At 52.1% G+C, this 14,641-nt stretch carries 16 protein-coding genes and 1 tRNA gene; 4 read left to right on the forward strand and 13 right to left on the reverse strand.

The features are described from left to right. The coding region (locus tag B3K89_RS09500; RefSeq protein WP_293891290.1) for an SPL family radical SAM protein at nucleotides 1–1,235 on the reverse strand (1,235 nt) is incomplete at its 3' end. 62 nt (nucleotides 1,236–1,297) lie between these two features. Between B3K89_RS09500 and uvrC the strand changes: the two genes are divergently transcribed. After that, complete coding sequence (uvrC, locus tag B3K89_RS09505) at nucleotides 1,298–3,151, forward strand: excinuclease ABC subunit UvrC (RefSeq protein WP_293891287.1); 1,854 nt, start codon at nucleotides 1,298–1,300, stop codon at nucleotides 3,149–3,151. On the opposite strand, the gene holA is transcribed toward uvrC, so the two are convergent. The 4 genes from holA to hprK are packed head-to-tail and all read right to left on the reverse strand — an operon-like array spanning nucleotide 3,148 to nucleotide 6,046. Then, complete coding sequence (gene holA, locus B3K89_RS09510) at nucleotides 3,148–4,179, reverse strand: DNA polymerase III subunit delta (protein ID WP_293891284.1); 1,032 nt, start codon at nucleotides 4,177–4,179, stop codon at nucleotides 3,148–3,150. The genes uvrC and holA overlap by 4 nt on opposite strands. After that, nucleotides 4,176–4,796, reverse strand: coding sequence for a transcriptional repressor LexA (lexA, locus tag B3K89_RS09515; protein WP_293891281.1), 621 nt, complete (start codon nucleotides 4,794–4,796; stop codon nucleotides 4,176–4,178). The genes holA and lexA overlap by 4 nt, the downstream gene beginning before the upstream one ends. 3 nt (nucleotides 4,797–4,799) lie before the next feature. Beyond that, complete coding sequence (locus tag B3K89_RS09520; protein WP_293891278.1) at nucleotides 4,800–5,063, reverse strand: HPr family phosphocarrier protein; 264 nt, start codon at nucleotides 5,061–5,063, stop codon at nucleotides 4,800–4,802. Beyond that, the gene (gene hprK / locus B3K89_RS09525; protein ID WP_293891275.1) at nucleotides 5,063–6,046 is read right to left on the reverse strand and encodes an HPr(Ser) kinase/phosphatase; all 984 of its coding nucleotides are present in this window, start codon (nucleotides 6,044–6,046) and stop codon (nucleotides 5,063–5,065) included. The genes B3K89_RS09520 and hprK overlap by 1 nt, the downstream gene beginning before the upstream one ends. Nucleotides 6,047–6,276: 230 nt before the next feature. Between hprK and B3K89_RS09530 the strand changes: the two genes are divergently transcribed. Further along, a complete protein-coding gene (locus tag B3K89_RS09530) occupies nucleotides 6,277–6,597 on the forward strand; it encodes an HPF/RaiA family ribosome-associated protein (RefSeq protein WP_244773910.1) in 321 nt (106 codons plus the stop codon). Between the two features lie 53 nt (nucleotides 6,598–6,650). Here the strand turns inward: B3K89_RS09530 and rpoN are convergent, their stop codons facing one another. Genes rpoN through B3K89_RS09560 form a run of 6 tightly spaced genes read right to left on the reverse strand, consistent with a single transcriptional unit; the run spans nucleotide 6,651 to nucleotide 11,206 of the window. After that, on the reverse strand, nucleotides 6,651–8,054 hold the full coding sequence (rpoN, locus tag B3K89_RS09535) for an RNA polymerase factor sigma-54 (RefSeq protein ID WP_293891264.1): 1,404 nt from the start codon (nucleotides 8,052–8,054) through the stop codon (nucleotides 6,651–6,653). Continuing rightward, complete coding sequence (gene lptB, locus B3K89_RS09540; protein ID WP_293891261.1) at nucleotides 8,054–8,800, reverse strand: LPS export ABC transporter ATP-binding protein; 747 nt, start codon at nucleotides 8,798–8,800, stop codon at nucleotides 8,054–8,056. The genes rpoN and lptB overlap by 1 nt, the downstream gene beginning before the upstream one ends. After that, on the reverse strand, nucleotides 8,793–9,413 hold the full coding sequence (locus B3K89_RS09545; protein ID WP_345907332.1) for a hypothetical protein: 621 nt from the start codon (nucleotides 9,411–9,413) through the stop codon (nucleotides 8,793–8,795). The genes lptB and B3K89_RS09545 overlap by 8 nt, the downstream gene beginning before the upstream one ends. After that, a complete protein-coding gene (locus tag B3K89_RS09550) occupies nucleotides 9,410–9,949 on the reverse strand; it encodes an LPS export ABC transporter periplasmic protein LptC (RefSeq protein ID WP_298503019.1) in 540 nt (179 codons plus the stop codon). Before B3K89_RS09550 ends, B3K89_RS09545 begins: the two co-directional genes overlap by 4 nt. 37 nt (nucleotides 9,950–9,986) lie before the next feature. Further along, a complete protein-coding gene (locus B3K89_RS09555) occupies nucleotides 9,987–10,403 on the reverse strand; it encodes a SoxR reducing system RseC family protein (RefSeq protein ID WP_345907333.1) in 417 nt (138 codons plus the stop codon). Next, nucleotides 10,391–11,206: a TIGR00282 family metallophosphoesterase gene (locus B3K89_RS09560; protein WP_293891249.1), complete on the reverse strand. Its 816-nt coding sequence runs from the start codon at nucleotides 11,204–11,206 to the stop codon at nucleotides 10,391–10,393. Before B3K89_RS09560 ends, B3K89_RS09555 begins: the two co-directional genes overlap by 13 nt. Before the next feature lie 24 nt (nucleotides 11,207–11,230). On the opposite strand from B3K89_RS09560, the gene B3K89_RS09565 reads away from it, so the two are divergent. Next, nucleotides 11,231–13,414, forward strand: a complete 2,184-nt coding sequence (locus B3K89_RS09565; RefSeq protein ID WP_345907334.1) for a beta-glucosidase — start codon at nucleotides 11,231–11,233, stop codon at nucleotides 13,412–13,414. Nucleotides 13,415–13,436: 22 nt separating this feature from the next. Here the strand turns inward: B3K89_RS09565 and B3K89_RS09570 are convergent. Next, a tRNA-Arg gene (locus B3K89_RS09570) sits at nucleotides 13,437–13,510 on the reverse strand. A gap of 211 nt (nucleotides 13,511–13,721) precedes the next feature. Between B3K89_RS09570 and B3K89_RS09575 the strand changes: the two genes are divergently transcribed. Further along, nucleotides 13,722–14,300, forward strand: a complete 579-nt coding sequence (locus B3K89_RS09575; RefSeq protein ID WP_293891243.1) for a hypothetical protein — start codon at nucleotides 13,722–13,724, stop codon at nucleotides 14,298–14,300. Here B3K89_RS09575 and B3K89_RS09580 read toward each other — a convergent pair. Continuing rightward, nucleotides 14,297–14,602: a hypothetical protein gene (locus tag B3K89_RS09580; RefSeq protein ID WP_293891240.1), complete on the reverse strand. Its 306-nt coding sequence runs from the start codon at nucleotides 14,600–14,602 to the stop codon at nucleotides 14,297–14,299. The two genes, B3K89_RS09575 and B3K89_RS09580, sit on opposite strands and share 4 nt — an antisense overlap. Between the last annotated feature and the right edge of the window lie 39 nt (nucleotides 14,603–14,641).

Genomic DNA, 14,641 nt, shown 5'->3' on the forward strand with positions numbered 1-14,641 from the left:
GTCCTGTGGCGCCCCAGGCATGCCCGATAGGAGGTTTTCATCGCCTCTTCAAAAGCCTTGTCGTCCTCATAGCTGTACCCGAATACAGGCTCCCACAGACCTGGGTCCTCCATGCACAGATAGAAAAACGGGGAGCCTTGCTTCCAAGAGGCAGGAAATTGGCTGTAGGCAAAGCTGAACATCTGCTCTTTCACCTCCAACGGGTACGTGTACTTTCCGGCGCTAAGGGTGAGCTCCATATCAGTCACCCGCGTCTCATGCAGAGCTGAGCGCAGTGTGCGCAGGACCGCTTTGGTAAAAGTGAGGGTTCCCAAGGAGACCATCATCAGCTCCCCGGGACGGAAGGAGGTGGTTACTTGTTCAATCAAGGCCCCGTACTCCTCCTGCCACCCTTCGAAATAGACCATGGGGTGGAGATGAAAGCCGATGATTCTCCCCGCATCACGGGCACGCTTGGCCGCGTCGAGCCGCTGCTGGAGCGTCGCGGTGAGATGCTCCTCCTTCTCTATGATGGTCGGAGCATTGAGCGACCAGGTGGAGATGAGGTTCAGAGGCAGCTTGAGTTGCAAATAGTCACTGCGATGACTCTTGGTTTTCAACTCGATGATGAGTGAGGGATGGCGCTCTGCGAGAAGGGCCAGCGCCTCGAGTGTTCCATAGTCATTCCCCCAAAGCAGGGAGTCGCTGCTCTGTCCTGTTCCGATATGCCAGCAATCATCCTGGAGAACCAACTCCCCAAGCCTTTGCTTCAGGTTCTGGACCACCTTGATCTCATGACTGTTGTAGAAGGATTGGATGGAACAGTAACTGCAGCCGAAGGCACATTGTTGTACCACATCGAGGGTCTTGAGGTTGCAGCAGCGGGTCTTTTCCCCTTCCACAGGACAGGGACACCGTCCCATCAGGGTGTTTGAGGAGACAAAAAGGCTCCGGTATTTGTCCGGCAGGCGCTCTGTTGGGTGGAAATCGCTGTAGGAAGTCGGTTTTGTCCGTTCAGCTTGCATGCGCTTGTGGTGATCGGCCAGCAAAGCCTGTGATCGTTGCTTGCCATCCAGGTGCTGTACGGTTTGCTCATCGATCCATCCTCTCATCGGTCCGAGTTTCCACATGGCCAGGTCTGCACAGGACTCTACCAGCTGTCGCTGCTGCTGGAAAGAAAAGTGGTAACGGCTGTCGAGGTCGGCAAGATAGGTTTGCTCGGAGTATGGCAGGGATGCAAAGAGGGGGTGTTCCATGGCCGGTATTGTATCGGGTGTGGATTGCCAAAACAAGGGGGGCCGGCTATGCTCTTACCTGTATGAAGAAGAAACCCAAAGAGCAGGCCGTGTATCAGACGGAGAGCGAGATCGAGAGCTTCGGAAGTAGTGTCGCCGAGTCTTTGGAACCCTCCCAGCAGGCCAAGGAACTACCTCATAGCAGCGGCGTCTACCTGATGCGGGACAGCAAGGAGACCATCATCTATGTAGGCAAGGCCAAGGACCTGCGCAAGCGGGTTACCAGCTACTTCCTTGCCAACAGGAGCCCCAAAACGGCTGCCTTGGTTTCGAAAATCGCCTGCATCGAGCACATCATAACCGGAAATGAGTATGAGGCATTGGTGCTGGAAAACAACCTGATCAAGAAGTACTCGCCCCGATACAATATCTCGCTGAAGGACGGCAAGAGCTATCCGATCATCCGCATCACCAATGAGCCTTTCCCCAAGGTTTTCAAGACCAGAAGGTTCATCGATGACGGCTCTTCCTACTACGGTCCGTATCCCGATGCCGGCAAGCTTGACCTTTACCTCGATCTCATTGCTAAACTTTTTCCACTCCGACGCTGTGGCACCCCGCTGAAAAAGCGCGACAAGCCATGCCTGTACTACCATATCGGTTTATGTCTCGGTCCCTGTGCAGGTCTTGTTTCCGTAGAGGAGTACAACAAATCCATCGCCGCAGTGAAAAACCTGTTGGAAGGGAAAACCGAAGCGCTCCTTGCAAGCCTGGAAGAGGAGATGCAACGTGCCAGCAAAGCGTTGAATTTTGAGGAAGCGGCCGTCAAGCGCGATCAGATAGCCGCCATCAAGGCGGTGGAGACCGGCCAGCAGGTACAGGACTTCACCCAGGAGAGCCGCGATTATGCAGCAATCGAGATGCGTGGTCCCTTGTGTACCATCAGTCTCATGCAGATGCGCAGCGGCCAGCTGATCGGCCGCGCACTCTACCGTGCCGAGACGTTCGGTGATGAGACGGAAACGTTGCTCAACTTCTTGGTGCAATACTATGCCGATGGCTTGAAACTGCCGCAGTTTCTCTATGTCTCCCATGAAATCGATGTGAACCTCATCAGGCGCTACTTCAGCGAGCAGCTGGGAGGCAGGCTGGAAGTCTCTCTTCCACTGGATGGAAAGCACTTCCGCATTTTGCGTATGGCAAGAGAGAACGCTGTCAGGGATGTGGAAAAGCGGCTGAAGAGCAGGGACAATACAAAAGCCCTCGATGACCTTGCCGAAGTGCTTGGTCTCAATGCCCCGCCTTCATTGATTGAAGGTTTTGACATCGCCCACCTCTCAGGCAAGTACACCGTAGCATCCCTTATCTCATTTCGGGATGGAAACCCTGACAAGCCCAACTATCGCAGGTACAACATAAAGAGCCTGGAAGGGAAGATTGATGACTACGAATCCATCCGGGAGGCGGTTGCCCGAAGGTATACAAAAATCCTCAATGAAAACCTTGTACGACCCGACCTTCTGATCATCGATGGAGGCAAGGGGCAGGTCAATGCAGCCCGGCAGGTATTGGATGACTTGGGAATGTTTGAAATTCCCATCATCGGACTTGCCGAGGAGTATGAGACCATCGTATTTGATGACGACCGACAGGATCTCCAACTTCCCGAGGATCATGAGGCCTTGCGTTTGGTGATGGCGGTGCGGGATGAGTGCCACCGGTTTGCAACCAGTGCCAACCAAGCCGCCCGCAGCAAGGAAGCATCCTTCCGGGTTCTTGAATCGGTTCAGGGAATAGGAAAGAAGCGCAGCGAGCAGCTGATGAAACAGTACGGGAGCCTTGAGGTTTTACTGACAAAGACAGCCGAAGAACTGGCCTCTGAAGCTTCCCTTCCCCTGGCCGTTGCCCAGCGGTTGCTCAAACAGCTGACGCTCTAGAATGAGGCAAATGAGGCTTGGTGGAGTGCTTGTCCCTTGCCCTTGATGATGCGGTAGAGCAGGCGTTCCAAAATCAAGGGAGTCAACTCCGTACTGGCTTCCTTGACTTGGATGTCCGCTTCGGCCAAGGCGGTGATAATGCGTCGCACTGAGGCGATGTCGTAGGCTTGGACAGCATCATGGTAGGTTGACTTGTCTTTTGGCTTACGGATGGCCGAAGGCTTGCCTTGCACCGTTGCCTTTGCGAAGGCTTCAGACTCCGAACTCCCCAAGCTCATCTCTTCTGCAATCGAGAGCAGGCGCCTGAATTGCCAAAGCAGGCCGCTGACCAACAGGATCGGGGTTTGGCTGTCTCCACTCCCAAGCATCGCCGAGAGGGCTTTCAGGCTCTGTTTCAAGTCGCAGCGGGCGATCAGGGGGAACAGGGTGAAGGCATCCTCCTGCCGGCTGTGGTGGATGTAGGTTTGTACATCCTCCTCGCCGATCGGCCTTCCTTTCGCACCAATCTGCCAAAAGAGTCCCAACTGGTTGCAGATGGTCCTCAGCTCCTGGGTGTTGTCCTCGGTCAGGTCCATCAGCAAGTCCACGGCATCACTTGTTATGGAGAGCCCCATCCGTCTGAAATGATTTCGGATCCAATCCGCCTTCTGGGTTTCCAAGAGGTCGTAGAAGATTTTGGTGTTCTGCTTGGGTATCAGTTTCATGATTTTCTGCGAAACCGACAGTTCACTGGAGATGATGACCAACGTAGCGGTATCGACCGGGTGGGTCAGATAGTCGGTGATGGCTTGGACCAGGGAGGCGCTGGCACTCTCTGCTTGGCCGAGTATGACGAGGCGGTAGTCGCTGAACAGGGAATTATTGTTCAGGACCGTGAACATCTCCCCGTTCTCGGTCTCAAACGGATAGAATCGTGCGAGTTCGATCTCGTTGCCGTATTCGTTGCGAAGGCGGGCACGGATATCCTTCAGCTCTTGTTCTTTCGCCCCGGCTTCAGGGCCGAGGAGCAGATAGGCTCGTTCACTCATGCGTAGGTACGGATCAACAAGTGGAGCTTGCCGTGGATCTTGCAGGACCGGGTGATGATCGGTCCCATGGAGGAGTTGGCAGGCCGTAACTCGATATACTCGCTGGAAGGGTAGTATGCCTTCAATGTTATCCCACCCCCGTCCTCGCCAACGGTGGCCGCTACGATTTCTCCGGTGTCAGCAACCTCGCACTTCTTGATGATGGCTATGTCGCCGTCGTAGATTCCTTCCTCGATCATGCTCTCCCCACGGATCTTCAATGCAAAATAGGTGTTGCGGACGTTTCTGAGCATGGTTGCAGGCAGGTTGAGCATATACTCGGTATTCTCTTCGCTCATCAGAGGTTTTCCGGCGGCGATGGAGCCGATGACAGGTATCTGGATCAACTCCTCGCGGGGGAAGAATTCCTGCCCGATCACCTCGATCGACCGAGAAATCCCCCCGGTCGTCTTGATGACCTGCTTGGCCTCGAGTGCCTTCAGATGGTCGTGTGCCGCCTTGACTGAGAATTTGAAGTTATCGGCAATATCCCTGACCGAGGGGGCATAGTTGTTTTGCTTGATGAAGGCGCTTATGAATGATGCGACATCCTTCTGCCTTTGGGTTAGCTCGCGCATTTCTTACTCCTCGAACCTGTTCTCGAACAACGTTTGTATGGCATCGGCCATTTGCTGTTCGTCCGGACCTATACAGGTCATGACAATGGTGCTTTGATGGGTTGCCCCCAGGGTGATGATGCCCATAATGGACTTTCCATTGATTTTCATGTTTTCCTTCTCCAGGTAGAGCTCGCTCTCATACTTGTTTGCCAATTTGACAATCGAAGCAGCCGGCCTGGCATGAATGCCCGCCCTGTTGAAAACTTTCAGTTCCCTGGTGACCATCAAAATGTCTCCTCGTTGATATAGTACATCTTCCGTGCTGATTCACTCTCGAGCCATTTGAGAACACTTTGATCGAACTCCTTGGCAGAGTAATATCCGAGTTTCTTAAGACGCTCGTTTCGTGCAGCAGTTTCGATGATGACCGGGATGTTCCTTCCCGGCTTCACAGGAATAATTACCTTGGGAATGGAGATGCCGAGGTACGTATCCTCCAAGGTGGACTCCCCGACCCGGTCGTAGTTCTTCTTTGCATCCCATGGCTCAAGATGAATCGCCAGCTGCACCTGCTTTCGGTCACGGATTGCTCCGACACCGTAAAGGTTTGCCAAATTGATGATGCCCAGGCCCCTGATTTCCATATGGTGGGCCAGCAGGGGATTCTCCCCCATGCCGATGAGGTAGTTGTCACTGATGTTTCTCAGCTTCACCGTATCGTCGCTGATCAAGCGATGCCCGCGTTCGATGAGCTCCAAGGCGGTTTCGCTCTTGCCGACCCCGCTCTCTCCGGTGATCAGGACACCGATGCCGTAGACCTCCACGAACACCCCATGGATGGTTTGGGTGGGGGCGAAAACCTCGTCAAGGGTTTGGTAGAGACGTCTTGAGAAGTCGGAGGAGACCAGGATGGTCTTCAAGATTGCAGTTCCTGTTTCTTCTGCAAGTTCTATGAGTTTTGCACTTGGATGTCCGTCATCACAGAATACAAAGCAAGGGATATCGTAGCTGAAGAGTTTTTCAATGCTTGCAAAGTTGAGCTCACGCTCCAATTTTTCCAAGTATACCTGTTCCCCCCGGCCAAGCACCTGGATGGAATTGTTGCTGAATTCTTCAAAAAATCCGGAGAGAGGAAGACCGGGACGACTGATTTTGCTCGTGGTTATTTTTTTTGAAAGGCCGGTTCTTCCTGCCATGCAACTCAATCGTAGGTGGTTATGTTCTTTCAGGTCCAAGTCCAATAGGTCCAGAACAGTAAAATCAGGCATGTCGTACTCCTCTTCAGTGCTTCGTGCAAGTACTTTTTTACTATACAATTGTTGATGCTCTTTCGCAAGTACAAATTCTTGATACTAGTAAAATGCTAGGATTTAAATAGTTCTCAAGGAAATATTTAAATACTTATAATAAAAATAGATAAAAACTTTCATTGGTAGAGGAAATTCGTTATTTTCATTTGTCCATTGACGATTGGCCTCCCAAGCCTTATCCTTGGAGTATGACCATAGTCAAAGGAGGGCTTATGAATTTGACTGTCAGAGGCATCCGTTACAACCCAAGTGATGAAACCCGTGAGTTTTTGGACAAGAAGCTCCAGAAGCTGCAATTTGCCGAAGGGTATCTCCATGACCTGGATATCGTGATGACACGAGAAACCGAAGGTCAGGGGTTCCATTTGGACGCAAAACTCCATTTCTCTTGGGGCACCATCAAGATGGTCAGCTATGACTGCTATGAGCTGTATGAAGGCATCGAATTATTGACTGACAAAATCGAAGCCACAGCTCGAAAGGAGAAAAGTAAAATCAAGGAACACTAGATTGACCTGACGAACTATGTATAGGAGAGGAGCGCGAAAGCGCTCCTTTCATGTTAGTTGGTCCCTCGTATGAAAGAGGGATCGATATTCAGTTCATTACGGTACTTCGCCACCGTACGACGCGCCACTGAAATGCCGCGCTCCTTGAGGATATCGGAAATCTTTTGGTCTGACAGAGCTTTTTGTCCCTGATGCTCTTCAAGAATCTGCCGGATTGTCTCTTTCACCGCCTGTTTGGAAAGCTCGGATCCTTCTTCGCCTACAGCATTGCTGAAGAGCTTCTTGACTGGAATGATGCCCCAATCGGTGTCTATCCATTTTGCAGTTGATATTCTGCTCACCGTCGTTTCATGCACCCCGATTTCAGCCGCAACCTCTTTTTGGGTCAACGGCTTGATGTACTGGGGACCGAAGAGGAAGAAATCCCGTTGCTGGACCAATAAAACCTGGGCCAGACGGTACAAGGTTTGGTTTCTTACCTGAATCTGGAAAATCAGGGAATTTGCACTCTTGAGTTGATTCTGGATGTACTGCTGGGCCTTTTTCGCCTCTTCGGTATTGACAAGTTCCTCTGCCAGGGATTCGAATTCAGTACTGACCCTGAGGTCCGGGAGCGAAGAGTTGTTCATGCGCAGCACCAGCTCCCCGTCCTCTGCTTTGATGCTGACGTCGGGGATGATATACTGCTGTGGTCCGCTGGCAAACCCCTGGCCTGGAAACGGGGTGAGCGTTTTGAGAAAGGAGTACAGGGCATCGAGTTCCTGTTCATCAATTCCCAGGTTCTTCGCCACCTGACACTGTTTGTTTGCCCGCATCAGTTCAAGGTTGTCATTGACCAGAGCCTTGAAATGCAGCAAGTCTCCATCCTTGAGCCCTTTGAGCGTGGCTTGGAGAATCAGGGATTCCTTCCAATCCTTCACCCCGACTCCGGCTGGATCAAACTGATGAATGATCTTCAGAAGCTTTTCAAGGTGCGTTGCCTGCTGTGAAGTCAGGATATCCCGGGGGTCCTCAAGAAAGAAACCGTTGGCATCGATGTTGGTGATCAGGATTTGTCCGACGACATACTCCTCTTCACTGAGCGTTTCGCAGCCCAGCTGACTGAGCAGGTGCTCTTGCAGCGTTTCCTCCTCGGAGAGGGCGTTTTCCATGAACTTCTGCTGACGGTCGCTCGCCTCATAGTCATACCCTGCGAAGTCGCTGCCGTAGCTGGAGGAATCGGAGTAGGTGTCATCGATTCTACCTGATTCCTTCTGCTGGCTTTGCTGGGCATACCGCTCATAGGAGACTTCCCAGCTTGACGGCAATTCGAGTGCAGGATTCGATTCAATCTCGCTCTTGATTTTTTGTTGCAGCTCAGCCAAGGGCAGCGCCATCAGCTCGAAGGACTGGAGCAGTTGGGGGCTGAGTTTAAGTTGCTGTTTCTGGGAGAGTGAAAGATTTGGTGAAAATTCCATCAGGATTCCTCCCCGAATTCTTGGCCGAAGTAGATGTCACGTGCAATTTGATTGGAGAGCAACTCGTCCCTGCCTCCAGAGACAAGAATGGTGCCTGCATTGATGATGTAACTGCAGCTTGTGATGGATAGCGTATCGCGAACATTGTGATCGGTCAGCAATACCCCGATTCCCCTGCCTGCAAGGATGCGGATAAGGACCTTGATCTCATACACCGCCTTCGGGTCGATGCCGGCAAAGGGTTCGTCGAGCAGCAGAAATTGTGGATTGGATGCCAAAGCACGGGCAATTTCGGTCCTTCTTCGTTCCCCGCCGCTGAGGGTGTAGCCCTTTTGCCTGCGTACATTCTCGATGCCGAACTCGACCAGCAGCTCCTCAACACGATCTTCCTGCTGGCTTTTTGTAAGGTCCCGCCTGGTTTGGGCGACAAGACGGATATTGTCTTCGACACTGAGCTTGCGGAAAATCGAAGGTTCCTGGGGCAGATATGAGAGACCCCGCTTGGAGCGCTGGTACATCGGCAGTTCGGTAATGTCCTCCCCATTGAGGAGGATGGTTCCCGTCTTTGCCTTCAAGAATCCCACGATCATGTAGAACGTCGTAGTCTTTCCTGCACCATTGGGACCGAGCAGGCCGATTATCTGCCCCGATTGCATGGAGAAGGAGATATCCTTGACCACTTCCTTTTTGCCATAGGCCTTTGCAAGGTTCCGCACTTCAAGGACGCTGGTGAAGTTGTCAGCCATTGACCACCCCCTTTATGGAGCCATCCATGGCAATTTCCTCGGTTTCGAGATCGACGGTGATCCTTTCGGCTTCATAGCGGTCGCCCGCCCAGTCGATGGTTGCCTTTCCCTTCAGTTCAAGGTCCTGGTTTGTACGGTCAAACCTCATCACATCGGCTGTACAAGCCATCGCCCCGCTTTCGGTATGCTTGAAGAGGCGGACATCGACCTGAAGCAGCACTTCGCCCTCTTGAAGCGAGAACTGCAGCATGAAAGCAGTAGCATGCACCTCATTGACAGCATCATCCAGCTCGACAAACCCATCGATGAGGATCATCTGCTCGTCGCGGTCAAAAAAGAGGTTTTGGGCAAGGACCTTTACACCCCGCTCGGCATCGACGAGCCGGACGGATTTTGTACATGCAACATACCGAAAATTGTTGCCCGAAAGAGTTATCTGGTCGGCATACAGCTGGACCGATCCACTGGTAATCCGGGCTCCCCCGCCGAGTGTGATGGTTTGGTTTCCTTGCTGCATGCTCATACGGGTGCTTCCACCGGAAAAGGTGATTTCCTCTGCCGACAGGGTGACCGTAACGAGAAGAATGCAGGCCAGGGCAAACCATCGCTTCATGGGAGTACCACTCCTTCGATCACCTCATCGAATGAAACTTGGGAAGTTGCAAGCTCAACTCTGAGACCGGTACCGCGTACTTTTTTGTTCCCTTCATAGGTGATCACTACTTCAGTCTGGTCCTCGCTTATCAGTATTTCCTCCTCATGCAGCCATTGCAGTCGATCAGCTTCGATGAACAATTGTTCCTTGATTTTCTCAATCGTGACAGAGCCATGCAACTGTGCGTCGTAGGATTGCAGGTCGACGTTTGCCGCAGAGGCAGAGCCTCTCAGAACCACATTGCCTTGAGCATCGTTCTGGGTGAAGGTAATCGAGGCAGCCTCCGCCTTGTGTGACTTGTCATAGAGAGCAATATGACCGGCAAGGATGGAAATGGGATGGTCCTCACCCCTGTTCAGCACATAGGTTGCGTTGGTCAAGGCAAGATCCGGCAGTTCAACTGAACGTACCATCGCCGCCTGTTCAGGGGAGAGGGAACAGGCAACAAAGAAAAAAGATGCAAGAATCATGCCAAGACGATACTTTCTGCTCATACCTTGAGTATACCGGTGCCCAAGCCTTTGGGCAATCTCAATCTTGGCTCTCTTCTGAGAGGATTTGCTCCACAATCGGGAGGTAGCGTTTCTGTGAAGTCCGAAAATAGAACCAGACAAAGAGAAATCCCAATCCGATGGAGGCGAGTGCCACCAAAAAGGAGCCGCCTTCGGAAAAGCCCGCCATCTGCGAGAGATAGTAGCCGACAGGGAAGAGGGCCAAGGGGAAAATGAGCGTTATAAGCGTCCCCGCTATGGTTCTGGACGGCTTGAGGTAAATCCGGACCGCCTGACCGGCCTGGACTGCCAGACGGGGTTTATTCCATGCTTCAAACCGCTTGCCTTTGGTATTGCAGAAGGCTTCACCTTTACAACCGTTGCATGCCGAGCTGGTACAAGCGACTTCCAGCATTTCAGGTGAGAGTATTTTTGTAACGGTGACTATTTCATACATGCTTGTTCCTCCTTGCTTTCAACGGCAACTCGAATGGTTTCAATGGCGGTTGCTTTGCCGTCATCAGCAATATCCACCAGAACGCCGACAAGGGCAAGGTCGTCCCAGCACTCCTGGCTTCGGGTGGGAACCTGGGTGATATGTTTCTCGATCTCCACCTTGCTGTCAAACCCTCCTACACTCAGTTGGCTGCCGCAGCGGCCATTGTCGGAAATATAGGCGGTCCCCCCTTTGAGGATGGCTGCGTCGGCGCTGAGAACCTTGGTATGCGTACCGATGACGGCACTTGCCTTGCCATCGAGCATGAAGCCCATCGACAGTTTTTCGGCTGTCGGGGATGCATGGAACTGAACCAATGCCAAGGCTTGGTCTTCCTTCGCCTTGTCCACCAGAATCTGGGCAAGACTAAACGCGTTGGAGAGGTGGGTTCTGGGGAAATCTGCATTTCCCAATATATTGATTACGCAGACCTTCCGGTCATTGACCGTCAGATAGCGGACTCCGCGTCCTGGATTCTGCTGCGGGTAGTTGGCAGGTCGCAAAATGGAGGGGTTCTTATCGATGAACTCCACCATGTCCATCTTGTAGTATATTTTTTCTCCACCGGTGATCACATCTATTCCAAGTTTGAGAAGCTGCATGCTGTGGGCGCGGCCCAGACCGAACCCGTTGGTGGCTCCTTCGCCGTTGGCGATTACCAAATCAATCTCGCGTTCCATCCGCAAAGGTCGTAGTGCATCCTTGACAGTCTTGATGCCCGCTTTGCCGACAATTTCGCCTAAAAAGAGTACTCGTATGCTCATGCCCTTACAGTACCGAGTTTTTCCATGGGAAGGCAAGGCTTGTCGTGCTACAATTACCCCAAGGGGGCGGCTGTGTCGGTACGTTGGTTCCAGAAGGCATTCAAGAGAGTCATACAAAAGCGGATGATGCAGTTGTTGGAAAACAGGTCCTTTACATTGGACCATCAACCAATGCAATTGGTGGTGCCTGACGGAGAGGAAGCATCGATGGCAAAGCAGCTTCTCTCAGAGATGACGCTTGAGGAGAAGATTTCTCTTCTGTCCGGTCGTGATGAGTTCTGTATTCCGGGTATCGAACGGTTGGGTCTTAAGCCGGTTTGGACCAGCGACGCCACCATCGGACTCAGGGGGTGGAAGACTCCGGTAACGGACTTTCCCGCCGCCATTGCCCTTGCATCCACGTTTGACAATGACTTGCTGTACCAGGTAGGGCGGGTGATGGGTCATGAGTGCCGTGCCCTCGGAGTCGGGGTGTTGCTCGGCCCGGGTGTGAACATCGCCCGCGTTCCTGTCTGTGGAAGGAACTTCGAGTACTTTGGCGAAGACCCGTACCTGGCCGGGGAGATGGCCGCAAGCTATATCAGAGGGGTCCGTACCTATCCGGTGATTACCACTGTAAAGCATTTTGCCTGCAATAATAGCGAATATGACCGTCATAAATCCAACTCTGAAGTGGATGAGCGCAGCCTCAGGGAGCTCTATCTGCCTGCCTTCAAGAAGGCTTTGGAGGCGGGCAGTCTGGGCCTTATGACGAGCTACAATCAAGTGAACGGCATCTATAGCAGCGAACACCCCTATTTGATCGAATCGATTTTGAGAGAAGAATGGGGGTTCGATGGTTTGGTTGTCAGTGATTGGAATTCGTTGTACAGCACCGATGGAGCATTGAAAAACGGGGTGGACTTGGAGATGCCGAAAGGCAGATACTTTACCCGTGAACTGGTTCTGGATGCCTTGGCAAGGAGGGCCGCCACCCAAGAGGATATCGATGCGAAAGTTCTGCATCTGCTCACCTCCTACGAGAAAGCAGGCCTGTTCTCCGCTCCGATGGCCGATCCGGCATGCCGAGCCGGTACCCAGGAGAGCCGGGCTGTTGCGCTGAACGCCGCACTGGGTGCCCCGGTGCTCTTGAAGAACGAAGAGCAAGCCCTCCCACTTTCGCCTTCATCGAGAATTTGCATTGGAGGGACCAATGCATATACGGTCGCCCAAGGCGGTGGATCATCGATGGTCCAATTGGAAACCGCACCCCTGACATTTGCAGAGCTGATGCAGAAGGAGGGATCCTTCTTGCTTCCAGGGCGTTGGTTCAAGCATTCGCATCTCAAGCAACGAGTTCGCAGCAGCAATGCCGTGGTGTTGGTGGTGGGATTTGACCACATTGAAGAGAGTGAGGCATACGACCGGCCGTGGGCGTTGAATGCAGTCGATTTGAAGGCCATCAAAACTGCCGTTCGGCTGAACAAGCGGACCATCGTAGTCGTACAGAGCGGCTCTGCTGTCGAGATGGAGAGCTGGCAGGATGGTGTGGCGGCTATTTTGTACACTTCGTTTCTGGGATCTTCAACAGCCCAAGCCCTCAAGGCCTTGCTGTTCGGCCAGGTAAGCCCGAGCGGGAAACTTCCGTTTACCCAGGCTCGATATTTGCATGAGTATCGTGCAATGCGATCCTATCCCAAGAATTTTGATACCGTAACCATCAATCGGATCAAGAAGGGGCAGGGCAATCCTAAGGTTCGGGAGGTGCAGAAGCTCTGCTATACCGAAGCCTTGATGACAGGGTATCGCCAGTTCGATACAGAAGGGCCCGAACCCTTGTATTGTTTCGGCCACGGTTTGAGCTATAGTTCCTTCTCCTATGACTTGGCGGGTGTGAAGGAGTTGGAAGAAGGGCGGTGGGACCTTGTGGTAACGATTACCAATACAGGCCGCTGTCCTGCTGCTGAGGTTGTCCAACTCTATGTCCATCCTTTGGATCCTGTGATATTCCGTCCCACCCAAGAGTTGAAAGGCTTTTGCAAAGTGTTCCTTCAGAGCCGGGAGAGAAAAGAGGTCCATTTTGCAGTGGACGAAACGGCTTTCGAGCACTGGGATCTCGATGCATGGAAGTTTGTCAGTGATGAGGGGCAGTACGAATTGCGAATTGGTTCCAGCAGCAGGGATATCCGATGCAGGGTTGTGGTGGACTATAAGAAAAGGAAGCCATGAATTTCATGACTTCCTGATTTATTGAGCCCGGCGGGGTTCGAACTCACGACCTTCTCCTCCGGAGGGAGACGCTCTATCCAGCTGAGCTACGGGCCCAAAGCTCTGTCATCGTACGGCAGAGAGCTTGGCTGTGTCAAGGGGAGAAGCAGGAAATCCTATGACACGAGAGAAGACATAGATAAAACAATATAGTATAGTAAAATATATTTTATTTACTTGTGAGTCTTTGTTCTGGACAATTTCAACATCCTCAACTCTTGACACTTGTTTCTTCTCTAATTACACTTCTCTTTAGAAGGGAATCAGTATGAAGGAACACAGATTGAAGAAATCAATACAGCGAGCATTCCTGTTTATTGCAGCATCGGTCTTTTGTGCATTTCCCCTCATTGCTTCACCTTTGCCGTTCACCAATGTCGAGGTGCGCGGCCAGATGCCCGTCCAGGAGATTTTTCGGGTTCAGCAAAACCTGGCTGCCTTGAATTTCAATCTTGCAGAGAGCAGAAACAGCATTGTACAGGTAGGTTCCTACACGTTGGTTTCCAATAATGCGGTTTCTCAATTTCGCATGGCAATCCGTCCGGGTGAATTTGGCGATCAGGACCAATTTGCATTCGTCTTGGATCAAAACGAGCCCTTGCTCCCAAGCCAACTCTCCGTGATTCCTTTTACTGTCCGCGTCAGCAGCGGTATCTCCGGCTCTGTGAGTGTCTCCGGCCGCCAGGCGATGGAAAAAGATCTCGGGGTACGCGGCGTGTATGGCAACAATCAGGCGATTCTCTATGAGAGCGGTGAAATTCTGGCGGAGATTCCTGATTTTGATCCCGACTTGTATGCAACCGGATGGTATTCGGCCGCCATCCAACTCAGTATCGAAGTACTCTAGATAAACTCCTCGTCGGAAAAGAAATCGTCTTCGTCGTCATCCTCATGGAACTGCACTTTCAACAGGTCTTTCAACCACTGATTGTCATCTTCATGCTCAGTTTCACGACAACTTGCTTCCTCTCTGCTTTCAGCAAGCCAGGTCTCCAAGGCAACCAAGGTTTCCTTGCTGGCAAAGCACGGGTGTACTGAATCGATGAATTGCTCGTCTTTGTCGTTGAGCAAGTAGAACGGACACTCTTTGCAATGAGCCGACGAGTGGCAGAAACTGATGACTTGGGAATACCATGCTTGATTATTCATGTGCGTAGCATACTCCATGGTTTATGGTTTTTCCATACT

This window comes from Sphaerochaeta sp. UBA5849 (genome assembly GCA_002432715.1).
Taxonomy (GTDB): Bacteria; Spirochaetota; Spirochaetia; order Sphaerochaetales; family Sphaerochaetaceae; genus Sphaerochaeta.